The sequence below is a fragment of the Janthinobacterium rivuli genome (assembly GCF_009208735.1).
In the GTDB taxonomy this organism is placed as follows: Bacteria; Pseudomonadota; Gammaproteobacteria; order Burkholderiales; family Burkholderiaceae_D; genus Janthinobacterium.
In genome coordinates, this window is sequence record NZ_WFLJ01000004.1 from 289,275 (window position 1) to 313,499 (window position 24,225).

24 protein-coding genes and 1 pseudogene are annotated in these 24,225 nt (G+C 61.9%); 10 read left to right on the top strand and 15 right to left on the bottom strand.

Annotation, left to right across the window (positions count from 1 at the left end; genetic code table 11):
- Position 1: 1 nt before the first annotated feature.
- The 10 genes from rpoE to GCN78_RS07495 form a co-directional block, all read right to left on the bottom strand.
- A complete protein-coding gene (rpoE, locus tag GCN78_RS07450) occupies positions 2 to 625 on the bottom strand; it encodes an RNA polymerase sigma factor RpoE (protein ID WP_193316645.1) in 624 nt (207 codons plus the stop codon).
- Positions 626 to 691: 66 nt separating this feature from the next.
- On the bottom strand, positions 692 to 1,159 hold the full coding sequence (locus GCN78_RS07455; RefSeq protein WP_152251121.1) for a hypothetical protein: 468 nt from the start codon (positions 1,157 to 1,159) through the stop codon (positions 692 to 694).
- A gap of 163 nt (positions 1,160 to 1,322) precedes the next feature.
- A complete protein-coding gene (fabF, locus tag GCN78_RS07460) occupies positions 1,323 to 2,573 on the bottom strand; it encodes a beta-ketoacyl-ACP synthase II (RefSeq protein ID WP_152251122.1) in 1,251 nt (416 codons plus the stop codon).
- A gap of 29 nt (positions 2,574 to 2,602) precedes the next feature.
- Positions 2,603 to 2,842: an acyl carrier protein gene (acpP, locus tag GCN78_RS07465; protein ID WP_008449912.1), complete on the bottom strand. Its 240-nt coding sequence runs from the start codon at positions 2,840 to 2,842 to the stop codon at positions 2,603 to 2,605.
- A gap of 178 nt (positions 2,843 to 3,020) precedes the next feature.
- Positions 3,021 to 3,764, bottom strand: coding sequence for a 3-oxoacyl-ACP reductase FabG (gene fabG, locus GCN78_RS07470; RefSeq protein ID WP_152251123.1), 744 nt, complete (start codon positions 3,762 to 3,764; stop codon positions 3,021 to 3,023).
- Positions 3,765 to 3,813: 49 nt separating this feature from the next.
- Positions 3,814 to 4,755, bottom strand: a complete 942-nt coding sequence (gene fabD / locus GCN78_RS07475; protein WP_152251124.1) for an ACP S-malonyltransferase — start codon at positions 4,753 to 4,755, stop codon at positions 3,814 to 3,816.
- Between the two features lie 32 nt (positions 4,756 to 4,787).
- Complete coding sequence (locus GCN78_RS07480; RefSeq protein WP_152251125.1) at positions 4,788 to 5,786, bottom strand: beta-ketoacyl-ACP synthase III; 999 nt, start codon at positions 5,784 to 5,786, stop codon at positions 4,788 to 4,790.
- Positions 5,787 to 5,801: 15 nt separating this feature from the next.
- Positions 5,802 to 6,869: a phosphate acyltransferase PlsX gene (plsX, locus tag GCN78_RS07485; protein WP_152251126.1), complete on the bottom strand. Its 1,068-nt coding sequence runs from the start codon at positions 6,867 to 6,869 to the stop codon at positions 5,802 to 5,804.
- A 212-nt stretch (positions 6,870 to 7,081) separates the two neighbouring features.
- The gene (rpmF, locus tag GCN78_RS07490) at positions 7,082 to 7,264 is read right to left on the bottom strand and encodes a 50S ribosomal protein L32 (protein WP_034749653.1); all 183 of its coding nucleotides are present in this window, start codon (positions 7,262 to 7,264) and stop codon (positions 7,082 to 7,084) included.
- 315 nt (positions 7,265 to 7,579) lie between these two features.
- On the bottom strand, positions 7,580 to 8,077 hold the full coding sequence (locus GCN78_RS07495; protein ID WP_152251127.1) for a YceD family protein: 498 nt from the start codon (positions 8,075 to 8,077) through the stop codon (positions 7,580 to 7,582).
- A 223-nt stretch (positions 8,078 to 8,300) separates the two neighbouring features.
- On the opposite strand from GCN78_RS07495, the gene GCN78_RS07500 reads away from it, so the two are divergent.
- Positions 8,301 to 8,909 carry a Maf-like protein gene (locus GCN78_RS07500; protein ID WP_152251158.1) on the top strand — a complete coding sequence of 203 codons (609 nt, stop codon included), beginning with the start codon at positions 8,301 to 8,303 and terminating at the stop codon, positions 8,907 to 8,909.
- Positions 8,910 to 8,926: 17 nt separating this feature from the next.
- Entirely contained in the window at positions 8,927 to 9,676 is a 750-nt protein-coding gene (locus GCN78_RS07505; protein ID WP_152251128.1) for an SAM-dependent methyltransferase, read from the top strand.
- Positions 9,677 to 9,870: 194 nt separating this feature from the next.
- On the opposite strand, the gene GCN78_RS07510 is transcribed toward GCN78_RS07505, so the two are convergent.
- Positions 9,871 to 10,788 carry a 23S rRNA (adenine(2030)-N(6))-methyltransferase RlmJ gene (locus GCN78_RS07510; RefSeq protein WP_102294934.1) on the bottom strand — a complete coding sequence of 306 codons (918 nt, stop codon included), beginning with the start codon at positions 10,786 to 10,788 and terminating at the stop codon, positions 9,871 to 9,873.
- A 277-nt stretch (positions 10,789 to 11,065) separates the two neighbouring features.
- On the opposite strand from GCN78_RS07510, the gene GCN78_RS07515 reads away from it, so the two are divergent.
- Positions 11,066 to 11,494 carry a thioredoxin family protein gene (locus GCN78_RS07515; protein ID WP_152251129.1) on the top strand — a complete coding sequence of 143 codons (429 nt, stop codon included), beginning with the start codon at positions 11,066 to 11,068 and terminating at the stop codon, positions 11,492 to 11,494.
- 6 nt (positions 11,495 to 11,500) lie between these two features.
- Here the strand turns inward: GCN78_RS07515 and GCN78_RS07520 are convergent, their stop codons facing one another.
- The gene (locus GCN78_RS07520; RefSeq protein WP_193316646.1) at positions 11,501 to 13,774 is read right to left on the bottom strand and encodes a xanthine dehydrogenase family protein molybdopterin-binding subunit; all 2,274 of its coding nucleotides are present in this window, start codon (positions 13,772 to 13,774) and stop codon (positions 11,501 to 11,503) included.
- A gap of 10 nt (positions 13,775 to 13,784) precedes the next feature.
- Positions 13,785 to 16,910, bottom strand: coding sequence for an EAL domain-containing protein (locus tag GCN78_RS07525; RefSeq protein ID WP_152251130.1), 3,126 nt, complete (start codon positions 16,908 to 16,910; stop codon positions 13,785 to 13,787).
- Between the two features lie 261 nt (positions 16,911 to 17,171).
- Here GCN78_RS07525 and GCN78_RS07530 point away from each other — a divergent pair, with 261 nt between their 5' ends.
- Positions 17,172 to 17,678 carry a DUF1993 domain-containing protein gene (locus GCN78_RS07530; RefSeq protein WP_034779265.1) on the top strand — a complete coding sequence of 169 codons (507 nt, stop codon included), beginning with the start codon at positions 17,172 to 17,174 and terminating at the stop codon, positions 17,676 to 17,678.
- A gap of 120 nt (positions 17,679 to 17,798) precedes the next feature.
- Here GCN78_RS07530 and GCN78_RS07535 read toward each other — a convergent pair whose 3' ends face one another.
- Positions 17,799 to 17,993 (bottom strand): DUF1289 domain-containing protein, encoded by a 195-nt coding sequence (locus GCN78_RS07535; RefSeq protein ID WP_152251131.1) that lies wholly within the window; start codon positions 17,991 to 17,993, stop codon positions 17,799 to 17,801.
- Complete coding sequence (locus GCN78_RS07540) at positions 17,993 to 18,571, bottom strand: DUF1415 domain-containing protein (protein ID WP_413465201.1); 579 nt, start codon at positions 18,569 to 18,571, stop codon at positions 17,993 to 17,995. Before GCN78_RS07540 ends, GCN78_RS07535 begins: the two co-directional genes overlap by 1 nt.
- Positions 18,572 to 18,904: 333 nt before the next feature.
- Here GCN78_RS07540 and GCN78_RS07545 point away from each other — a divergent pair, with 333 nt between their 5' ends.
- The 6 genes and pseudogenes from GCN78_RS07545 to GCN78_RS07570 all read left to right on the top strand — a co-directional run.
- Complete coding sequence (locus GCN78_RS07545) at positions 18,905 to 20,317, top strand: transglycosylase SLT domain-containing protein (protein ID WP_152251132.1); 1,413 nt, start codon at positions 18,905 to 18,907, stop codon at positions 20,315 to 20,317.
- 95 nt (positions 20,318 to 20,412) lie between these two features.
- On the top strand, positions 20,413 to 21,201 hold the full coding sequence (gene fabI, locus GCN78_RS07550; protein ID WP_152251133.1) for an enoyl-ACP reductase FabI: 789 nt from the start codon (positions 20,413 to 20,415) through the stop codon (positions 21,199 to 21,201).
- Between the two features lie 72 nt (positions 21,202 to 21,273).
- Complete coding sequence (locus GCN78_RS07555) at positions 21,274 to 21,552, top strand: hypothetical protein (RefSeq protein WP_152251134.1); 279 nt, start codon at positions 21,274 to 21,276, stop codon at positions 21,550 to 21,552.
- Between the two features lie 5 nt (positions 21,553 to 21,557).
- Entirely contained in the window at positions 21,558 to 22,079 is a 522-nt protein-coding gene (locus GCN78_RS07560) for a helix-turn-helix transcriptional regulator (protein ID WP_152251135.1), read from the top strand.
- Positions 22,080 to 22,459: 380 nt separating this feature from the next.
- On the top strand, positions 22,460 to 23,866 hold the full coding sequence (locus GCN78_RS07565) for a DEAD/DEAH box helicase (RefSeq protein ID WP_077406752.1): 1,407 nt from the start codon (positions 22,460 to 22,462) through the stop codon (positions 23,864 to 23,866).
- A 163-nt stretch (positions 23,867 to 24,029) separates the two neighbouring features.
- Positions 24,030 to 24,225, top strand: a pseudogene (locus tag GCN78_RS07570) (IS1595 family transposase); the annotation flags it as partial.

Consider the following 24,225-nt stretch of genomic DNA (forward strand, 5'->3'; position numbering starts at 1 on the left):
ATTACCAGCGCTTGTCAATCGGCATGTCCAACAACGGTTTCAATTTCTCCGCAATCACTTCGCGCGCGCGAAAAATCCGGCTGCGCACGGTGCCGATGGGGCACGCCATGATCTCCGAAATTTCTTCATAGCTCAGGCCCTCGATCTCGCGCAGCACGATGGCCGTGCGCAACTCGATGGGCAGCACATCCATGGCCGCATTGACGGTGGCGGCGATCTGTTTGCTGGCCAGCACCGATTCGGGTGTATTGTAGTCGCGCAATTTATTGCCATCGTCGAAGGACTCCGCCTGCTCGGCGTCGGCATCGCTGGACGTGGCTGCGCGCCGCCCTTGCGTGACGAGATAATTCTTGGCCGTATTGATGCCGATGCGATACAACCACGTATAAAAGGCGGCTTCGCCGCGAAAATGCCGCAGCGCCCGGTATGCCTTGATAAAGGTTTCCTGCACCACATCTTCGGCCTCCGCCGGGTCATGTATAAGGCGCGACACGAGGCGCATCAAGCGGCGCTGATATTTCGATACCAGCACATCGAATGCCCGTTTGTCGCCAGCCTGCACCCGCTCGACCAGTAACTGATCATACTCGCGCTCTGTCCTCACGCCCAATGTCCCTGGTGGCATGCAGCGTGGGCGCCTGTATGGATATAGAGTTGGCCCGCTGCAAGAAGTTCAGTGTTCGCCCGACTTTTATTCTTCCCTGTTCCGTGCCGCGATAGCCCGGCAAGCCACGGCCAGCGGGCGGAAGGCGGTGCAGCGATCGCCGCGCTGCACCAGCACCTGCGTACGCCGTCCGGCGGCATCGGCCAGGCACAGCACCAGCAGCGACGGCCACAAGGTCGAGCCTGGCAACAGGCGCAATCCCGATGCCGCCACCGCGCCGGCACCAGTCGCCGGCGCCGCGCCATGCTCCAGATATACCGCCAGCCGCAACTGCCCAACCGGCGAAATATCAAGCGCCTGCGGCTTTCTGCGCCGGCGCAGCAAAGCCAGCAAAAACACGCCGCCAGCCGCACTCAGCAGCGCACCGCTCCCGCCCAGCGCATAGCCGCCCACCAGCTGACCGGGCCCAGGCAAGGCCGCCAAGCGCCACGCGCCGCTCAAGGGCCAGGCGGCCAGCAGCGCGCCCAGCCCCAGCAGCGCTTGCAACAGGCGCAAACAGACAGGCGTGCGAATGACAGCCGCTACCGCGATCGACATACTTCATGGGAAAAAAAAGGCGCGCCGGCACCATGCCGGGCAAATTCAGGCGCCAACGAACGTTGGCGCCGAATCAGCGCTCACTACGGTTTGACCGTAGCGAGCGCTTGAAAGTTCCTGCTTATTTCGCTTTACCGAAAATCAGCGTGCCATTCGTTCCGCCGAAGCCGAACGAATTCTTCACTGCATAATCGATCTTCATGTCACGCGCCGTGTTGGCACAGAAATCGAGATCGCACGCCGGATCCTGGTTGAAGATGTTGATGGTCGGTGGCGACACCTGATGGTGCAATGCCAGGACCGTAAACACCGCTTCCAGACCGCCCGCGCCGCCCAGCAAATGGCCCGTCATCGACTTGGTCGAGTTGACGACCAGGTTCTTGGCGTGCGCGCCGAAGGTGCGCTTGATGCCCATCACTTCCGCCACGTCGCCTTGCGGCGTCGACGTGCCGTGCGCGTTCAGGTATTGAATCTGATCCGCGTTCAAGCCTGCGTTGTCGAGGGCCGCGATCACCGATTTGCTGCCGCCGCTACCATCTTCCAGCGGCGAGGTCATGTGATAAGCATCTGCGCTCATCCCGAAACCATGCACTTCGGCATAGATCTTGGCGCCACGGGCCACCGCGTGCTCGTACTCTTCCAGCACCATGACGCCGGCGCCTTCACCCAGCACGAAGCCGTCGCGGTCGGTATCCCACGGACGCGATGCCGTTGCCGGATCGTCGTTGCGGGTCGACAAGGCACGTGCCGAAGCGAAACCGCCCAGGCCCAGTGGCGACACGGTCGATTCCGCACCGCCGGCGATCATGACGTCGGCGTCGCCGTACTCGATCATGCGCGCTGCGGCACCGATGCTGTGCAAACCGGTGGTACACGCTGTAACGATCGCCAGGTTCGGGCCCTTCAGACCATATTTGATCGAAAGGTTGCCAGAGATCATGTTAATGATCGAGGCAGGCACGAAAAATGGCGAGATACGGCGCGGACCGCGCTTTTCGTACTCGGACTTGGTTTCCTCGATCAGCGGCAAGCCGCCGATACCGGAACCGATGATCACGCCGATGCGCTCGGCGTTTTCTTCGGTCACTTCCAGGCCGGAGTCCTGCATCGCCTGGATGCCCGCAGCCATGCCGTAATGGATAAAGGTATCCATGTGGCGGGCTTCCTTACCGGAGATGTACTCTTCGATATTGAAACCTTTGACTTCACCCGCAAAATGCGTGGTGAATGGCAGTGCATCGAACTTGGTAATCGTGGCAATGCCGGATTTACCTTCAATGATTGCGCCCCACGCCTCGGCAATAGTATTGCCGACAGGTGAAACGCAGCCCAGGCCGGTGACAACAACACGACGGTTTTTAGAACGGCTCAAGCGATTCTCCTGAAGTCGGTCAGACAGGCTTAGGCCTTGACGTGTGCGGTGGCGTAGTCGATCGCCTGTTGCACGGTGGTGATTTTTTCAGCTTGTTCGTCAGGGATTTCCATTTCGAATTCGTCTTCCAGGGCCATGACCAGTTCCACGGTGTCCAGGGAATCGGCGCCGAGATCGTCGACGAAGGAGGATTCGATTTTGATGTCTGCTTCTGCAACGCCCAGTTGCTCAGCGACGATTTTCTTAACGCGTTGTTCGATATCCGACATGTTATGGCTCCAAAGTGTGTGTTACGGAAAGTGCGCGCATTTTATCAGGTTTGCGCGTCCGAATACTAATTTCGGTGTCTGCTGCTAATTCAACCGAAGCTGCTGCTAAAAGATGCGATTATAGACAAAAACGGCCGTTGAATCATGCCACAACCGCCCGCCCTGTCTACCTTTCACATCAATTCATGTACATTCCGCCGTTCACGTGCAGGGTTGTGCCCGTGATATACGCCGCTTGCGGCGAGGCCAAAAAGGCCACCGCGGCTGCCACGTCTTCCGGTTTGCCCAGGCGGGACAGGGGAATTTGCGTCAACAGGGCCGCGTGCTGCTCTTCGCTCAGGGCCTTGGTCATATCGGTATCGATGAAGCCGGGGGCGATGCAGTTCACGGTAATGTTGCGGCTGCCGATTTCGCGCGCCAGGGCGCGGCTCATGCCTTCCACGCCGGCCTTGGCCGCCGCGTAATTCATTTGCCCGGGATTGCCCGACGAGGCCACCACCGACGTGATGTTAATGATACGCCCTGCCTTGGCTTTCATCATGCCGCGCAACACGGCGCGCGACAGGCGGCCGACGGCCGACAGATTGGTGGAAATCACGCTGTCCCACTCTTCATCCTTCATGCGCATGGCCAGCTGGTCTTGCGTGATGCCCGCATTGTTGACCAGAATCGACAGGCTGCCGTAGGTTTTCTGCACTTCCTCGACGACGGCCGCGCAGCGCGCCGCATCGGTGACGTTCAGGACCAGGCCCTTGCCCGTTACGCCTTCGGCGGCCAGGTAATCGGTGATCGCTTGCGCGCCGCTTTCCGAGGTGGCGGTGCCGACCACGGTGGCGCCCTGTTTGCCCAGTTCGGTGGCGATGGCGCGGCCGATGCCGCGCGAGGCGCCCGTGACCAGCACGACTTGATTTGCTAAATTCATGAGTATCCTTAAAAGCAAGCGCGGCAGGCAGGCTGCCGCGATCTGATGTTTATTTGAGCTGCGTCAAAATGCGTTCCAGCGAAGCCTGGTCGACGATGGCGTCGCCCACCAGCACCGGGTCGATGCGCTTGGCCAGGCCCATCAGGACCTTGCCCGGACCGCATTCGATCACTTGCGTGATGCCGTCCGCCGCCACCTTTTGCATGGTTTCCACCCAGCGCACGGGGCTGGCCGCCTGGCGCACCAGCGCATCCTTGATGCCGGCCACGTCGTTGACGATGGCCACGTCGACGTTGTTGATCAGCGCGATCTGCGGCGCGGCGAACGTCAAGCCGGCCATGTACTCGCGCAAGCGGTCCGAGGCCGGCTTCAGCAGCGACGAGTGGAATGGCGCCGAGACGGGCAGCTTCATGGCGCGCTTGGCGCCCTTGGCCTTGGCCAGTTCGCAGGCGCGCTCGACCGCAGCCGTATGGCCGGCGATGACCACTTGCGCCGGTGCATTGAAATTGACGGGCTCGACCACCAGGGCCGGGTTTTCCGCCGCCGCTTCCGCACAAACGGCGCGCACGTCGTCGTCCGACAGACCCAGCACGACAGCCATCGTGCCCTGCCCCACGGGCACGGCTTCCTGCATGGCTTGCGCGCGGAAACGCACGAGCGGCACGGCATCCTTGAACGCAATGACGCCGGCGGCAACCAGCGCCGAATATTCACCGAGGCTGTGACCGGCCACGACCGTTGGCACGGGGCCGCCGGCCGCCAGCCAGGCGCGGTAGAAGGCCACGGCCGCCGTCAGCATCACCGGTTGCGTGTTGGTGGTGAGATCCAGTTCTTCCTTCGGACCTTCGGCGATCAGCTTGCCCAGGTCGAATTGCAGGGCGTCCGACGCTTCGGCGACGGTCTGCGCAACCACGGGGTTGCCGGCGAAACCGTCGAGCATCGCAATCGCTTGCGAGCCTTGGCCTGGGAAAACAAATGCAAATTGTGTCATGTCGACTCCGTTTTTTTAATAGTGTTGCGGGATTACATGCGCGCCAGCACGGCGCCCCAGGTAAAGCCGCCGCCCACGCCTTCCATCATGACGTTGTCGCCCTTCTTGACGCGGCCGTCGCGCACGGCGATGTCGAGCGCCAGCGGGATCGAGGCGGCCGAGGTGTTGCCATGCTGGTCGACGGTGACGACCATCTTTGCCAAAGGCAAGCCGAGTTTCTTGGCCGTGCTGTTCATGATGCGGATGTTCGCCTGGTGCGGGATCAGCCAGTCGATCTGGTCCGAAGTCATGTTGGCGTGCTCCAGGGCTTCGTGCGCGACTTTTTCCAGTACGGATACGGCCAGCTTGAACACGGCCGGGCCATCCATGTACAGGAAGGCGCTGCCATCGAGCGCGCCGCCAGCCAGGCTGCCCGGCACGCTGAGGATGTTCGAGTGGCGGCCGTCCGCATGCAGCTTGGTGGCCAGAATGCCCGGCTCTTTCGACGCCGTCATGACGATGGCGCCGGCGCCATCGCCGAACAGCACGCAAGTGCCGCGGTCGTCGAAATTGAGGATGCGCGAAAACACTTCGGCGCCGATCACCAGCACGTTCTTGTGCATGCCCGACTGAATAAAACTGTCGGCCGTGGCGACCGCATACACGAAGCCGCTGCAGACGGCTTGCACGTCGACGGCGGCGCAGTTGTTCGTGATGCCCAGCTTGTTTTGCACGATGCAGGCGGTGCTGGGAAAGCTGCCGAAGAAATCGGGGGTCGAGCTGGCGACGATGATCAGGTCCAGGTCGTTGCCGTTCAGGCCAGCCATTTCCAGAGCCTTCTTGGCCGCTTCCACGCCCAGGTCCGAGGAGTTCTGCGTCGGCGCCGCGTAATGGCGCGCCGAGATGCCGCTGCGCGAGACGATCCATTCATCCGACGTCTCGATGCCCTTGGCGGCGAGCTGTTCAGTCAGATCCTGGTTGGTGACGCGCTTCTCCGGCAGGTAGCTGCCGGTACCGATAATTTTGCTGTAAGTTTTGCTAAAAACAGTCATGCAAATACCCGTCCACTAAATGGTAGAGCTTGTTGATGTAGGTTCGTCCGGTACTGGCGTGCGCGGCATCAGCTCGGCGATCAGGCTGGCCAGCTGTGCTTGCACGTCATTTTTTGCCGCATCAAAGGCGCGGCGCAAGGCCCATTCGAAGGAATAGGCATCGGCGCTGCCATGGCTCTTGAAGACGAGACCACGCAAGCCCAGCAGGCTGGCGCCGTTGTAACGCGAAGGATTCAAGCGGTTGCCGATGGCTTTCAGGGCCCCGCGGGCGATCAGCGCGCCCAGCATGGTAATCGGATTGCGCTTGAATTCGGAAGTGAGCACGTCTTTCATGAAGCGCGCCAGGCCTTCGATGGCTTTCAGGGTCACGTTGCCGACGAAGCCGTCGCAGACGACGATATCGGTGGTGCCCTTGAAGATATCGTTGCCTTCCACGTTGCCGTAGAAGTTCAGCGCGCCACGCTCGTGGTCGGCCTGCAGCAGTTTCGAGGTGAGCTTCACCACTTCATTGCCCTTGATATCTTCCGTGCCCACGTTCAGCAAGCCGATCGTGGGGCGCGCGATGCCTTCCATGGCGGACACGAGCACGGAACCCATGATGGCGAACTGGTGCAAGTGATGCGGTTCGCAATCGACGTTGGCGCCCAGGTCCAGCATGTAGGTGGGGCCGTTCTTTTGATTCGGCAAGATACTGCAGATGGCCGGGCGGTCGACGCCGGACATGGTTTTCAATACATAGCGCGACACGGCCATCAGGGCTGCCGTATTGCCGGCGGAAACGGAGGCTTGCGCCACGCCGTTCTTGACCTGTTCAATGGCCACGCGCATGGAGGAATCCTTCTTGCGGCGCAGGGCCACTTCCAGGGGATCGTCCATGGTAACTTGTTCGGAGGCATGCAATACCGACAGGCGCGGATGCGTGTCGGCTTTATGTTTTTTCAGTTCGGCACGAATCACGTCTTCCAATCCAACAAGGATCAGTTCGGCTTCAGGCTCATGTTTTACAAAGGAAATTGCTGCGGGGATAGTGACTGAGGGACCGTGATCTCCGCCCATGCAGTCGATAGAAATTTTGATTGTCATTTGTGTTGATTCAATACCGCTGCGGGCGTGCGGCAAGATGTGAATCGGACTGGAGCATATGCAGGGCGCAGCATGTCATGCACCGCCTGAGCAAAAGCTTGATTCAAAATGACGGGTGCGCAAGATGAATTGCAGCCGATAAAAAAGAAGAAGCGGCGCCACGCCGAATAACCACGCAACACCGCTTTCATCTTACCCAACAAAAACGTCGATTACTCGTCGTTTTTGGTCTTCAACACTTTACGGCCACGATAGAAGCCGTTAGGGCTGATATGGTGACGCATGTGTGTTTCGCCGGTAACTGGCTCGACGCTCAATTGCGGCGCGACCAGGAAGTCGTGCGAACGGTGCATGCCGCGCTTGGAAGGGGTTTTCTTGTTCTGTTGAACTGCCATGATGACTCCTAATACATAAGTTCTAAAATTTTAGCACAATCGATTGGCAAATACATGCGAATCGAGTATCCCAGCGGCAAAGACTACCCGAAAATAGCCCGGACCGACATCGTTTATTACAATTACATTTCACTACACTTGCCATACTCGATTACTACACGCGTTTGACACGTTCTTTACAGGAAGCATAAAAAACCTACTGCGCGTCCCACTATCGCCTCGGCGTTGCTCAGCGTACTTCCGTACGCTTGCGCTACTCAAGACGATATTGGGCCGCTCGCTACGGCTTTTTAAAGCTTCCTTTCTTACACTACCTTATTCTGGCTTCAAGTCCTTCAGTGCCGCGAACGGCGACTTCTTTTCAGTCTTGAGAGCATCGAGCTGCGCCGTATCGGGGCAGACGTCGTGTTTGGGTACCTGCGGCAGGGCCAGCAAGGCTTCATCTTCGATCAGGGCCGCGGCATCCATGCTGCGACTGCCGACGATCACGTCGATCGTTTCATCGTTGATGATTTCTTCGATCTCGTCCGCGTGCTCGTCATCCTTGCCCAGCATCAGAGTGGTCGTCGAATCAATTGCGTAAGCATACGGAGTCAGGCAGCGCTGGCAAACCAGCTGAACGGTGCCGTTGACCGACAAGGTCAGTTGCGGGTAGCCCAGCTTGCTGGTGCCGCCGACGATCTTCCAGGCGATCTCGCCGGAACTATCTGCACAATCCTTGGTCAACCGGGTCATTTCAGCGACAGGAGTTACACCCTCGCGGCTCCCGCTGATACGACAAAAATCAAAGGCGTCGATCACAAAAGCATTCATTGGTAGAAAATTTCCCCGGAAAACCTGCGATAATAACAGGGTTTTTAGCACCGAGTCAAAGCCTAAGCATCTTTTTTGACGCAATCATTGCCATAAACATGACAACTTCATCAACACCGTCATGCCGCATGGAGCCTCAGTTATGGGCTTCGCGCCCTGGAATTTCCGTGAAATTCCGCTGACACCGACTAGCGCGGCCATGCCGGCCGCCATCGACTACCGAATGATACCAACTTCCGCCCCATCGCGCTTGATTCTTGCATCGAGTTCGACTTACCGCAAAGAACTCCTGGAACGCCTGCGCCTGCCCTTCGAGGTGGCCGTGCCCGATCTCGACGAAAGCCCCCTGCCCGGCGAAAGTCCCAGCGCCACGGCCCTGCGCCTGGCGCAAGCGAAGGCGCAAGCCGTGCTCGACCGCCATCCCGGCAGCCTCGTCATCGGCTCCGACCAGGTCGCCATCCTCGATGGCGCACAGATCGGCAAGCCTGGCAATCACGCCAACGCCCTGCTGCAACTGCAAACCATGCGCGGGCGCCAGACCGTGTTTCATACGGCCCTGTGCCTGCTCGACGGGCGCCAGTCGCCCGCCGTGGCGCAAGTGGAAGATGTCCAGACCCTCGTCACCGTGCGCGACTTGCCCGATGCGGAACTGGACGCCTACCTGCGCATCGAGCAACCGTATGATTGCGCCGGCAGCGCCAAGAACGAGGGCCTGGGCATCGCCCTGCTCGAACGCATCGACAGCGTTGACCCCACCGCCCTCACCGGCTTGCCGCTGATCGCCCTGACCGGCATGCTGCGCAAGGCGAGCATCACGTTTTTTACACTTTAATCACCGACAAGAAGAATATGACCGGCACCCTGTACCTGATCCCCAACCACCTCGGCCTGTCCGATGGCGCAGCCGACCCGCTGGCCCACATCATTCCCGAGCAAGTACGGCACATCACCTCGCAGCTCGATTACTTCGTCGCGGAAAATGCCAAGACGGCGCGCGCCTTCCTGAAGCTGATCGGCAACCAGCATCCGCTGGCCAAGCCGCTGCAGGAAATCACGATTTCCGAACTCAACGTGAATACCCCGGCGCAAGCGCTGGCCGGCTTGCTGGTGCCCCTGCTGGCGGGCCGCGATGCGGGACTCGTCTCGGAAGCGGGCGTGCCCGCCGTGGCCGATCCCGGCGCCGACCTGGTGCGCCTGGCGCATCAGCACGGCATCAAGGTCCGCCCGCTGGTGGGCCCCTCGTCGATCCTGCTGGCCGTGATGGCGAGCGGCTTGAACGGCCAGAGCTTCGCCTTCAACGGCTACCTGCCCACGGATGCGGCCTTGCGCGCCAAGCGCATCAAGGAACTGGAAGTGCGCTCACGCACGGAAAAGCAGACCCAACTGTTCATCGAAACGCCCTACCGCAACGCCGCCATGCTCGACGCCCTCGTCGCGCAATGCGCACCATCGACCCTGATCTGCGTCGCAACGGACCTGAGCCTGGACACGGAAAGCGTGCAAACATGGAATGGCGGACAGTGGAAGAAACAATTGGCCGCCGGCAAGGCGCCGGACTTCCACAAGAAACCGACCGTGTTCCTGTTATTGGGACAGTAAACGACAAACGCCACGGACATATTTGCCGTGGCGTTTACTTTGTTCAACTACGATAGTTACGACACCTGACAAAACCGTAGCGAGCGGAAGGGAGAGGTGGCTAAGAAGCGCAACCGTACTAAGTACGGGGGCGCCGAGCCGGTGAGCATCGCAGGCCGCCTATACCGACGCGCAGTAGGTTTGGTCAGGTGTCCTCAGACTCTTCTGGTGCCCGTATTCTTCTGTCCGCCCTTGCCTGTTTCCAGCACGAACTTGGCGCCGTCGTCGCGGCCCAATACCTTGACCAGGTACGGCATGACTTCGCGCAACATCGGCTCCAGCGTGTACGGCGGGTTCAGGATGAACATGCCGCTGCTGTGCAAGCCGAAACCATCCGGTGACGGGGTGTTCACCGTCAGGGTCACGTGCAGCCAGTCCGAGCTGGGCAGTTGCTTCAGCTTGTCGGCGAACTGGCGCGACTCCATGCGCTGCAGCACCGGGTACCAGACGGCGTAGATGCCCGACGGGAAGCGCACGAGCGCATCGGCCAGGGTGTCCTTGACCTTGCGGTAATCCATCTTGTCTTCATACGGCGGGTCGATCAGCACCAGCGCGCGGCGCGATGGCGGCGGCAGCAGGGCCTTCAGGCTCTGGAAGCCGTCGGCCTTGGTGATGATGACGCGCTTGCCGCGCACGGTAGGACGCTCGCCCTGGGCCAGCGCATGCGCCTCGACCTTGCGGAAGTTGTCAGCCAGAATCTTGGCATCGGCCGGATGCAGCTCGAACAGGCGCAGACGGTCTTGCTCGCGGCTGACCTTGTCGGCGCAGTAAGGCGAACCCGGGTAGTAGCGCATCTTGCCGCTCGGATTCATTTCCTTGATCAGCTTCATGTACTCGGCCAGCGAGGCCGGCAAGTCCGTGCGGTCCCACAGGGGCGCGATGCCCGTTTCGTACTCGGCGTTTTTCGAGGCGTAACCGCCGTCGAGCGCATACACACCCGCGCCGGAGTGGGTATCGATATAACTATAGGCGGTATCTTTTTGATTCAGATATTGCAACAACTGAATCTGCACATAATGCTTCAACACATCGGCGTGATTACCCGCGTGAAAAGCGTGGCGGTAACTCAACATAAGCTGGCTAATTCCATAATAAAAATAAATAAAGGCGGGAGCGCTGACACCGGGCAGGGCATGAAAACAGACTGGAGGAGTCAGGCTGCGGGGCCAGGAAACAGCATGGACCAGCGTAATCAGCGCGCAATTATCAGCATTATCCACCAGAAAGGTGGATTGCATCAAAAAACACGGCTAAACAAGCCCATGCATTCCCGCGACTGGCGTCGCCGGGCGCGGTAGAATACGCGCTGCGGGCGCCCGGCGCCCATCCGCCCACTCATCAGATACGACCATGCACAGCCTGACCCTCACGACCGATAACCGCGCCGACGTCGCAACCGCCCTGGCCGGCCCGCGCTGGACGGTGGCTTGCCTGTGCGCGCTGTGGTGCGGCACCTGCGGCAGCTACCGCGCCACGTTCGAGGAACTGGCCGCGCGCCACCCGGACACCAATTTCGTCTGGATCGACATCGAAGACCAGGCCGACGTGGTGGGCGACCTCGATATCGACAACTTCCCCACCCTGCTGATCCAGCACGAGGACAACGTGGCCTTCTTCGGCACCGTGCTGCCCGACGGCGGCCTGGCGCACCGCATGGTGCAGGCGCAGCAAGCGCTCAGCGCCGCGGAACTGGCGGCGCTGGCCAGCAGCACGCAGGAGCGGCGCGACTGGCAGCGCGACTGCAATCTGCGCACCCTCCTCGCCGCCACCCTGGCGTAATAAATATCAGGCCAGGCGCAGCGGCAGGCTGCGCAGCCGTTTCCCCGTCAAACTGAACACGGCGTTGGCCACGGCCGGCGCGATCGGCGGCGTACCGGGCTCTCCCACGCCTTCCGGATGCTCGGCGCTGGCGATGATGATGGTTTCCACCTCGGGCGTTTGCCCCATGCGCAGCACCGGATAGTCGTGGAAATTGGCCTGCTCGACTTTCCCCTCCTTGAAGGTGATTTCGCCGCCCAGCGCCGCCGACAGGCCGAACAGCACGGCCGACTCCATCTGTTGGGCGATGATGTTCGGATTGACGGCAATGCCGCAATCGATGGCGCAGACGACGCGCTGCACGCGGATCTCGCCGTTTTCCACCGATACCTGCGCCACTTGCGCGACGATGCTGCCGAACGACTGATGCAAGGCCACGCCATGCGCATGGCCGGGCGGCGGCGTGCCCGCCTTGGCCACTGCCGCATCGAGCACGGCCAGATGGCGCGGATGTTTGACCAGCATGGCGCGGCGGAAGGCGATGCCGTCCTGCCCCGCCGCATGCGCCAGTTCGTCGATAAAGCTTTCCTTGAAGAATGCATTATGCGAATGCCCCACCGAGCGCCAATAGCCGATCGGAACGGGGCTGTCGGCGATCACGTGGGCGATGCGCTGGTTGGCGATTTCATACGGCATGTCGAATTCGCCTTCGGCCGTGGTCTTGTCCGGCCCCGCGCCGGGCAAGCCGAAATTGCGCTGCAAAAACTGGTGCGTGATGGACCCGCTGACGGATTTATTGTCCCAGGAAGCGATGCGCCCGTGCTCGTCGAGACGGGCCGTAAAGCGGGCCAGCGCGGCGGGACGGTACATATCGTGGGCCGTATCCTGCTCGCGCGTCCACACCAGCTGCACGGGCGCGCCGCCGCACTGCAGCGCGATGGCGACGGCTTGCGCCACCATGTCCACTTCCAGGCGGCGGCCGAAACCGCCACCGAGCAGCAACACTTCGATCGCCACGTCCCTGGCGTCGACGCCGGCCACTTTCGCCGCCACGTCGACGGCGATGCCGGGCGCCTGCGTCGAGACCCACAGCATCACCTTGCCGTCCTTGACTTGCGCGGTGCAGTTGACGGGTTCCATGGCGGCGTGGGCGAGGAACGGCGCGCGGTACTCGGCGCTGACCTGCCGCAAACCCTGCGCGACCTTGCCCTCCACCTCGCCGCTGGCGTGGTACGCATGGCCCGCTTCGGTATCCAGCAGGCGGGCAAACTCCGCATACACGCCGGCGCTGGACAAGTTCGCCTGCGGGCCCGCCTTCCACTGCGTCGGCAAGACGGCCGCCGCCTGTTTGGCGCGCCACCAGGTGTCGGCCACCACGGCCGCGCACGAGACGCTGCGCTGCGCCAGGTGCGGCGTCAGGTCCAGCACCTTTTTGACGCCGGGCATGGCCAGCACGGGCGCCGCGTCGAACGCGGCCAGGGTATCGCCCAGGCGCGGCGGCAGATGCAGGGCCGCATACAGCATGCCGGGCGGGCGCGCATCGATGCCGAAGCGCGCGCTGCCGTTTACTTTGGACGGCGTGTCGCGGCGCGGCGCCGGCTGTCCGATCAGTTTGAAATCCTGGGGCAGTTTCAGCACGGGCGTGCCCGGGTCGATGCCGGCGGCGCGCTGTGCCAGGCTGGCGTAGCTGGCGCGCCGGCCGTCCGCATGCAGCACCGCGCCATCCTGCGTGCGGCACTGCGCGGCCGGCACCTGCCATTGCGCGGCGGCGGCCCCCACCAGCATGGCGCGCGCGGACGCGCCGGCTTCGCGCATGGGGCCCCAGCCATCCTTCACGCTGGACGAGCCGCCCGTGACGATCACGCCCAGTTCGCGCGCCGCCTTGGCCACCGTCCATTGGGCCAGCGCCTTCAGGCGCCCCTGGTCGTCCGGATGGAACGGCAGGCTGTCCTTGAGCATGGCGACATTGCCGAAGATCTTGTCCATGGGTGCCTGGATCAGTTTGACGCTGGACAGTGGCACGTCGAGTTCCTCGGCCACCAGCATCGGCAAGGCCGTGTGCACGCCCTGTCCCATCTCGCTGCGCGGCATGGCCAGCAGCACCGTGCCGTCGGTTTGAATCGCCAGCCAGCCGTTCAAGGCCACGGCGCCATCCTGCAGCGGCAGCGGCGCGCTGCCGTGCAGGCGCTGGCGCGGCGGCAGCACGCCCCAGCCCAGCACCAGGGCGCCCACGCCGGCCACGCCGAGACCCAGGCCGCCGAGCAGGAAACGGCGGCGCGACGGGGAAGATTGTGCGGCCATGGGCTGTCCTTTATAGTGGTGAATGAGCTATCCAGCGCTCCAGCATATCCTGCGCCGGCACCGGACGGCTATATAAATAACCTTGCGCCAGCTTGCAGCCATGGCGCAGCAGGAAGGCAGCCTGCTCTTCCGTCTCCACGCCTTCGGCGATCACGGACAATTGCATGCTCTTGCCCAGCTGGATGATGGCGATTGCAATCGCTTCGTCGTTGACGTCCGTCGAGATGTCCTTGATGAAGGAGCGGTCGATCTTCAGGGTCTGCACGGGCAGCTGTTTCAGATACGCGAGCGAGGAATAACCGGTGCCGAAATCGTCGATGGCCAGGCCCACGCCGATGGCGTGCAGGTCGTTGATGAAGCCGAGCGCGTCGCCCGTGTTCATGATCACCGACTCCGTCACTTCCAGTTGCAGGCGCTGCGGCGCCAGCCCCGTCTCCTTCAGGATGGCGGCCACCATGCCGGCGATGCTGCCCCGTTCGAACTGCTTCACCGACAGGTTGACGGCCATCTTCGGCACGTGCAAGCCCTGCGCCTGCCAGCGCATCATCTGGCGGCACGCTTCGTCGAGCACCCATTTGCCCAACTGGTTGATGAAACCGCTGTCCTCGGCCAGCGGGATGAAGCGGGCCGGCGGCACCAGGCCCAGTTCCGGGTGGTTCCAGCGCACCAGCGCCTCGACGCCGACCAGGCGGCCCGTGTCGATTTCCACCTGCGGCTGGTAATTGAGGAACATCTCGTTCTTTTCCAGCGAGCGGCGCAGGAAGGTCTCCAGGCGCAGCCGCTCGACGCCCTCGCCCGTCATCGACGGCGCATAGAAGCGGTAGCCGTTGCGCCCGCGCGCCTTGGCCTGGTACATGGCCACGTCGGCATTGCGGATCAACATGTTCAAGTCCAGCGCATCGTCCGGATACAGGCTGATGCCCACACTGCAGGTGACGAACAGTTCGTGGTCGGCCACCGTGAACGGCTGGTCGAACATGGTCATCAGCTTTTCCGCCACCTGCGTGGCGCCATATTCGCCGTCGACGCGCTCGAGCAGGACGATGAACTCGTCGCCGCCCAGACGCGCCAGGGTGTCGCCTTCGCGCAGGCGGGACGCCAGCTGGCCGGCCACCTTTTGCAGCAGTTCGTCGCCCACATGGTGGCCCAGGGTGTCGTTGACGTTCTTGAAGCGGTCCAGGTCGATGAACAGCACGGCCAGTTGCTCCTGCTCGCGCGCGGCGCGCAGCAGCGCGTGCTGCAGGCGGTCGTGGAACAGCAGGCGGTTCGGCAGCGCCGTCAGCGGATCGTGGTGGGCCATGTGGTCGAGCTTTTCCTGCGACTCCCTGACCAGGGTGATGTCGCTGAACACGCCCACGTAATGCGTGGTGGCGGCGTGCGTGTCGCGCACGGCGCTGATGGTCAGCCATTCCAGGTAGACCTCGCCGTTCTTGCGCTGATGCCAGATTTCGCCGCGCCAGAAACCACCGGCCTTCAATTCATTCCACATGGCCTCGTAGAACGCCGCGTCGTGGCGCGCCGAGCGTGTCAGCGAGGAATGGCGGCCCACCGCCTCCGCCTCGGCATAACCGGTGATCTGCGTGAAGGCGGGGTTGACGGCGACGATGATGCCGCTGGCATCGACCACCATCACGCCGTCGGCGATGTGTTCGAGCACGGTGGCCGACAGGCGCAGCTTTTCCTCGGCTTCCTTGCGCGCCGTGATATCGGCATACACCCAGATGCTGCCTTCGTTGGGGCGCAGCGGATCGAGCGCGCAGCCGCTCACCAGCGCCCAGAACAGGCTGCCGTCGCGGCGCTTGTACTGGCGCTCCTCGCTGAAATCGCCGCCCATGGCCAGCGCCGGATACTGGCGCTCGCCCGCCTCTTCGAAGTCATATGAAGTCATGAACACGATGGCGGTGGAACTGCCCGTCATCTCGGCATGGTCGTAGCCGAACAGTTCCTCACAGCGGCGATTGACGGAAATGATGCGCCGGTGGCGCACGAACATCACGCCGAACATCACATTATCGAGGATCGCGCTCTGCTCCGTCAGCAGCGCCTCGATGCGCATTTCATGGTGCTTGCGCTGGCTGATGTCGGCGATGATGCCGTCGACCCAGATGACGCCCTGCTCGCCCGCCTGCGGCTGGCCATTCTCGGCCACCCAGCGCTCGATGCCGAAAGCGTCGATAATGCGGTATTCGAGCGCATACGGCTGCACCTCGAGCACGGCCTGTTTGACGGCACGGCGGTGCTCGCGGCGGTCTTCCGGGCAGATCAGGTCGACCCAGGCATGCGTGGTGCCGCGCATGAACTGGCGCGCCGAATAACCGGCGATGTCTTCGATGGCATCGCTGACGAAATCGATGGGACCGTCGGGCCGGTAGCGAAAGACGGCGCCCGGCACCTGCGTGACGATGGTGCGGAAACGCTCTTCGCGCTGGCCCACGTCCTCGAACAGCTGGCCGATGGCGGCGCGCATTTGCTCGAGCTGGGCCGTCAGGCGCCCCAGCTCGTCATTGCTGTGCGAGGCCAGGGGCGTGTCGAAATCGCCGTGCGACAGGCGGTCGGAAAAGCGCGTCAGGCGGCGCAGGGGCTTGAGCAGGCGGCGGTTCAGGAACAGCACGATCAGCGCCATCGACACGGCCAGCTGCGCGCCCAGCACGAAAATATAGGAGATCTGCTTTTCGCGCAGCTCCTGCTGGCTGCGCGCGTCGTCCATCTCGACGACGATGTGGCCGATGCGTTCGCCGCGCACGAGGATGTCGCGCTCGGCGCGGTACAGATTGCCCACGGGCCGCTGCGGCGCCTGCAGGCGGATGAATTCCGAGTCGCCCTGCCCCAGCACCTTCACCAGCAGCACGGCGCGGTCGCGCATCACCGACTCGACCAGCGAATGGGCCGATTCCGCATTCATGTTCCACAGCGATTCCTGCATGCCCAGCGCCAGGATGTCGGCATTGCGCTGCAAGGCCTCGTTCAGACTGGTGCGCGCGGACTGGCGCTCATGCACGCCGACCAGCACATAGCTGCCGAAGAGGGCGGGCACGACCAGGCCGCCAAACACCACCAGCAGCAGGGCGCCATAGATCGACGAGCCAAACAGCACACGCAGGCTGGCGCGCAGGCGCTGATAAGGTGAATTAAACATGCGGCAACAGGGCGACAGGGATCAGGCGGGCGATCATGGAACTTTACAGGGGAATTCGGGTGATGAGGCGGGAAGAAACTTTTTCAGGAGCAATTATGCATGGAAAAAGCGGGAAAAGTCACCAATAAACACGCGCCAGCGCCGACGTCATGCCATATAAACAGGGCTGAAAAACCACACGCAGGCCGGCGCGCCCGGCCGGCGCCAGCAGAAAAACGCGCAGCTTGCTATCATCGCGCCACTTTACCTAGAGGAACCACCATGACCTTCTCCATCTACTCCGCTTCGATCCCCGTCTTCAAACAGATCCTGGGCAGCCTGGCCGCCATCCTGGACAAGGCGGAAACGCACGCGCAAGACAAGAAAATCGACCCGAACGCCCTGCTGCAGTTCCGCCTGTTCCCGGACATGCTGCCGTTCGTGCGCCAGATCCAGATCGCCACCGACTTCGCCAAGGGCTGCGGCGCGCGCCTGGCTGGCGTGGCCGTGCCACCGTATGAAGACAGCGAACAGAGCTTTGCTGAGCTGAAGGCGCGCATCGTGAAAACCATCGCCTTCCTGGAAAGCCTGCCGCAAGCGGACATCGACGGCAGCGAAACGCGCGCCATCACCACCGGCAGCGGCGAAAAGACCAAGCATTTCACGGGCCAGACCTACCTGTTCCACTACGCGCTGCCGCACTTCTTCTTCCACGCGACGACGGCGTACGACATCCTGCGCCACAATGGCATTGAAGTGGGCAAAAAAGATTTTATTGGTAGTTACTAATCGTTAGCGTCAACAGTACCGGGGTCAGTTCCTTCGGAATCGGAATGCTTCCCATTGGGAAGCATTCCCCCGTCGGGTCTGACCCCAGCATTTGCCGCTGGGTTCGGCAACACAAACACGTCATGTATTCCTGCGCGGATACCCCTGCGCCAGAATGCGCACCCACACCACCTCTTTTTCTTCATCCGTCATCGACACCCAGTGCGCCACTTCCACGACGCTGCGACCGCAGCCGCGGCAGATTTCATCGAAGGTCGTCGAGCACACGGCCACGCAGGGCGTATCGGGACGCGGCGGCAATGCCTTGTCCGCCATCAGGATACCTTCGGCAAGCCGAGCTTTGCCCAGCCTTCGGTGCCCAGCGCTTCCAGGGTGGCGATATTCTTGTCGAAAATTTCCGACGCTTCCGGGAACGCCTCGACGGCGCGCTCGATGCTGTCTTCGCGCAGCAGGTGCAAGGTCGGGTACGGCGAGCGGTTGGTGTAGTTGCTGATGTCGTCCTCGAACGTCTCGGCGAACTGGTAGTTCGGATGGAAACTGGCCACCTGCAATTCGCCCGCCAGGTGCATGTCTTCCACGGCCGCGTCGGCCACGTCGAGGAACTCGTTGTAGTCGAGGAAATCGTTCAAGGTGTACGGGTGGATCAGCAGGGTCGTGTCGATCTGCTCGGGATCCGTGTCGGCCAGGGTTTGCAGCTCGTCCATCAGCATCGCCAGCAGATCTTCGGGATTGCTCGATTCGCACACCACATAGCGGATCTGCTTCTTGACGTGCACGGCCTTGGCGAACGGGCACAGGTTCAGGCCGATCACGGCCTTTTCCAGCCAGGCAACGGTATTGGCGATGATGACGGCGTTGTCGTCGTCGTGACGTGGCGGGGTGTTCATATGCATGACTCTCTATCAATAAGGCGACCGGCAGCCGAATGGCCGGCCAAAGCCAAATTGTACGCACTCTTTGCGCAGTCTCATACTGGACGGCTGCCAGCCTTGCGCCAGCCTCCTCGACATGTATGCTATAACAGCGGCCGAATCACGCATTGGGCAAATTAAATTTGCAACAATGACAGCATTTATGCATGGAAACCCTGCCGTTTCCCTCTTATTGCCGCTTATTTCCTGTCATCATGCTGACATAATTCTTGACTCCTGCATGTGGATATACGTACACTCGCAGCTTGATCATGGGTCTGTCCGATGTTTCTCCGACGACAACAATGGAACACTATGCACGAAAACTCCTTTAAATCTACCGTCCTGGCGGCGTTGGCCCTGGCGCTTGCGCCCGCCCTCAGCCAGGCGTACGAAGCCGGTGTTGAGAGCGATAACGCGCCAGTCGCCGCCGCCGCACCCGCCCTGATCCCGATGACCGCCCAGGTCACGGCGAAACTCCCCACCCTCGACAACCGCCTGCAAAAGACCGACCGTCTGCTGAAAAACCTCAGCGAGAACTCCGATCCGCTGCGCGAAGCCGACGTCTGGGGCCGCATCCGCAGCGGTTATGCGATTCCCGACATCAACAACCAGCTGGTGGCCAATCACGTCAACTGGTACGCCACCCGCCCTGACTACATCGCCCGCACGACGGCGCGCGCCTCGCGCTACATCTTCCACGTGGTGCAGGAACTGGAAAAGCGCGGCATGCCGACGGAACTGGCCTTGCTGCCGTTCATCGAGTCGGCCTTCAACCCGCAAGCGTTCTCCAGCGCCAATGCGGCCGGCATGTGGCAATTCGTGCCCGCCACCGGGCGCGACTTCAACCTCAAGCAAAACATGTTCAAGGACGAGCGCCGCGGCGTGCTGGCCTCGACCGATGCGGCCCTGACCTACCTGCAGCGCCTGTATGACATGTTTGGCGACTGGCAACTGGCCCTGGCCGCCTACAACTGGGGCGAAGGCTCGGTGCAGCGCGCCATCAAGAAGAACCAGGCGCTGGGCAAGCCGACCGACTTCGAAAGCCTGGCCGACCTGATGCCGGCCGAAACGCGCAACTACGTGCCGAAACTGCAAGCGGTGAAAAACATCATCGCCAACCCGGCCCAGTTCGGCCTGACCCTGCCCGTGGTCGACAACCAGCCGTATTTCACGGCCATCGACAAGACCAGCGACATCGACATCACCGTCGCCGCCCAGTTGGCCGAACTGTCAATGGATGAATTCAAGGCATTGAATCCGCAATTTAACCGCCCCGTCATCATCGGCGGCGAAAAGACCAAGATTCTGTTGCCACAGGAAAACGCCGCCAAGTTCACCACCAACTTGGCGCAATGGGGCCATGCCTTATCGAGCTGGACCACGCACAAGATCACCAATGCGCGCGAGCGCATCGAAACCCTGGCGTCGAAATTCGGCACCACGGCCGACGTGCTACGCCAGGCCAACAACATTCCCCAGCGCACGCGTTTGCGCGCCGGCTCCACCATCCTCGTGCCGAAAACCTCGGCCACGATGAACAAGGACATCACCCAGGAAATCGCCGACAGCGCCACCATGCTGCTGGAAGCGGACCGTCCGGAACGGGTCGCCAAGGCCGTGCGCCGCGCCACCAAGGGCGGCAAGGTGCAGGCCGCGCCCATTTCGCTGGTCAAACCACGGATCCAGCGCGGCGGCGGCAATAGCCGCGCAAAAGCGCGCCACTGATCGCCCGCTCCATCCAGCGACACGCCACCGGCCGCCACAGCTTTGCTGTCGCGGCCGGTTGTACATCCGCCCTATCCACCCAGACAGGAGTCGTCATGGCTTTCTTGCAAGGCAAAAAAATCCTCATCACAGGCTTGCTGTCGAACCGCTCCATCGCATATGGCATCGCCAAGGCGTGCCACCGCGAAGGCGCCACCCTCGCCTTCACCTATGTGGGCGAACGCTTCAAGGAGCGCATCACGGAATTTGCGGCGGAATTCGGCAGCGAACTGGTGTTTGACTGCGACGTCTCCAGCGATGAACAGATCAGCGCCGTCTTCAGCGACCTGGCGCGCCACTGGGAGCAATTGGACGGCCTGGTGCACGCCATCGGCTTCGCGCCACGCGAGGCGATCGCCGGCGACTTCCTCGACGGCCTGTCGCGCGACAGCTTCCGCATCGCGCACGACATTTCCGCCTACAGTTTTCCCGCCATGACCAAGGCCGCCCTGTCCCTGCTGCATCCTGGCGCCTCTGTGCTGACCCTGACCTACCTGGGCGCCGTGCGCGCCGTTCCCTACTACAACACCATGGGCCTGGCCAAGGCCTCGCTGGAAGCGTCCGTGCGCTACCTGGCCGAATCGCTGGGTCCGCGCGGTATCCGCGCCAACGGCGTTTCCGCCGGCCCCATCAAGACACTGGCCGCGTCCGGCATCAAGGACTTCAGCAAACTCCTGGGTTTTGTCGCCGAGCACGCCCCGCTGCGGCGCAACGTCACCATCGAAGAGGTGGGCAACACGGCCGCCTTCCTGCTGTCCGACCTGGCCTCGGGCATCACGGGCGAGATCACCTACGTCGATGGCGGCTTTTCGCAAGTGATGGCCGTCAATCCCGAAGTAGAGTAATGCGGTGACGGCCGAAATTCCTTGGTTGTCACTTGACAACCAAGGAATTTCATCCTACCTTGGAGGCCTCGCATGGCACGCTCCCCGCACCCGAAGAAAGACATCGAAGCGGCGCTGCGCCACGCGGAAAGTCAAGGTTGGCGCGTGGAAGTAGGCGGCAGCCATGCCTGGGGCAAGATGTATTGCCCCTACAACGATGCCGGCTGCCGCTGCGGCGAATTTTGCATCGCCTGCATCTGGAGCACGCCGAAAAATCCAGGCAACCATGCGCGGGCGATCTGGCGAGTGGTCGATAATTGCACTTTCAACAAGCTGATGCACGACTGCATGCAACGCAAATCCAAGGGGTAGCCATCATGGATTACATCTTTACTCTCAAGTACCGTCTGCCCGACGACGAAACCGACCTCGATGCGCTGGCCGAGCGCCTGGGCAGCGGCGGTTGCGACGATGCCCTGGCCGGCATCGGGCAGGCGGGACGCCTGGCGCTGGAATTCACGCGCGAGGCCAGCAATGCCAGCGAAGCGTTGCTCAGCGCCATGGCTGATGTGAAAGCCATCGTGCCCGGGGCCGTGCTGGTCGAAGCCGCCCCCGACTTTGTGGGATTGACCGACGTGGCGCAAGTGCTGAGCCTCTCTCGCCAAAACCTGCACAAGCTGATGAACAAACACCGCCACAGCTTCCCCGCGCCCGTACATGAAGGCAGCGCCACCATCTGGCACCTGGCCGACGTGCTGGCGTGGTTGCAAGCCAAGGGCACCTACCAGCTGGAACGCAGCCTGGTCGACGTGGCGCAAGCGGCCCGGCAAATCAACCTGGCCAGGGAAACGCGACAGGCGCCGCCGCTGGCCGCCGACATCGTCGCCATGCTCAATTAAGCGGGCAACATCTACGTATTGCTACTGATTTCACATAGGAAACATCAGCAAAACGTGGTAGGACTGTCGTTTCTTCCCATTTAGGCCGTGCAAAACGGCGTCAAATACGGTATAGTGTCGTTGTGCGCTGCAATATGCTCCCTTGAAGCGATGGCAACACCGCAGTCACCGCACTACAAACTTAGCAGCTTCGCAAGCCTTAGCGCATCCACAGGATGCCGCTTATAAAGCCCTCCCGCCTTGTGTGTCGCACCTGACACCGTCCCGGCGCAAAGCTTTTGTGCCGAAATTTCTTTCTAGTTGAGTCATTTCGTTTTGGTTGGCGTTGCTATTTTGCGTTCTGCTTTTTGCAAGAACGCTGATTTTTACGAAAGAAAAGAATGACATTTGAATCCTTAGGCCTGCATCCGTCCATCATCGCCGCTCTGACCGAATCGGGCTACACCGCGCCAACCGCGGTACAGTCGCAAGCGATTCCCGCCGCGATCGAAGGCCGTGACCTGCTGGTCTCGTCGCAGACCGGTTCGGGCAAGACCGCGGCTTTCATGCTGCCGTCGCTGCACAAACTGGCCAGCGCCGAACAAAGCGCCGCCGGCAAGACGCCAAACCAGGAAATGCAAGCATCGCGCGCCCGCGGCGAGCGTCCACGCTTCAAGGCTGCCCAGCCAAAAATGCTGGTGCTGACGCCAACGCGCGAACTGGCCCTGCAAGTGACCACCAACACCGACAAGTACAGCACCGGCATCCGCCGCATCAAGGCTGTGTCGATCCTGGGCGGCATGCCTTACCCGAAACAGATGCAATTGCTGGCCAAGAATCCTGAGATTCTGGTCGCCACCCCAGGCCGCCTGATCGACCACATGGACTCGGGCAAGATCGACTTCTCGCAACTGGAAATCCTGGTGCTGGACGAAGCCGACCGCATGCTGGACATGGGTTTCATCGACGACATCGAAAAAATCGTCGAAGCGACGCCGGAAGGCCGTCAAACCATGCTGTTCTCGGCAACGCTGGACGGCGTGGTCGGCAACATGGCGCGCCGCATCACGAAAAACCCGCTGGTCATCCAGGTGGCAAGCTCGAGCAACAAGCATGAAAACATCACGCAGCGCGTGCACTTCGTCGACGATCTGTCGCACAAGAATCGCCTGCTGGACCACCTGCTGCGCGACGAAACGCTGGACCAGGCTGTTGTGTTTACCGCTACCAAGCGTGACGCCGACACCATCGCCGACCGTCTGAACATCGCCGGCTTCTCGGCTGCCGCCTTGCACGGCGACATGCACCAGGGCGCGCGTAACCGCACCCTCGACGGCATGCGCCGCGGCCAGGTCAAAGTGCTGGTTGCCACCGACGTTGCCGCCCGCGGTATCGACGTGCCAACGATCACCCACGTGTTCAACTACGATCTGCCGAAGTTCCCGGAAGACTACGTCCACCGCATCGGCCGCACCGGCCGCGCTGGCCGCAATGGCCTGGCCATCTCGCTGGTGAACCACGCTGAAGGCATGAACGTCAAGCGCATCGAACGCTTCACCAAGCAATTGATCCCGGTCAATGTCATCGAAGGTTTCGAGCCAAAGAAAACGGCATCGGCACCACGTTCGAGCGCCCGTCCAGGCGGCTGGAAACCAGGCGACAACCGTGGCGGCGCGAAGCCAGGCCAACGCACGTTCAGCAAGCCGGGCGCACCGCGCAAAGACGGCGCACCGAGCACCGGCGGCGGCTACAAGGGTTCGAACCCGCGCAGCACCGACGGCGCACGCCGTAGCTACGGCGACCGTTAATCACGGTTTGCCATTGCCTCTAGGCATGCAATAAAAAAACGGCCACCAGATCGCTCTGGTGGCCGTTTTTTATGGCTCTGTCCTCGTCAAATAGGGGACATACCGGAATCTTCCCATGGCTGTGCGGTCTGACTCTGCATACCCACCACACAGGGAGCAAATCATGCAGCCCGCCGAATGGATCCGCTTTATCGCGCAGTTTGCGCAGTTGAACCGGCGCCAGCGGCAGGCAGGCATGGCCCTGCTGCGTGGCAACACGCCACACGACGCGACCGTCGCGCTGCTGGAGGGTGTGGCGCATTCGCGCTTGGCCTGCCCAGCCTGCCACTCGCCCCACCTGCACCGGCATGGCCATGCGC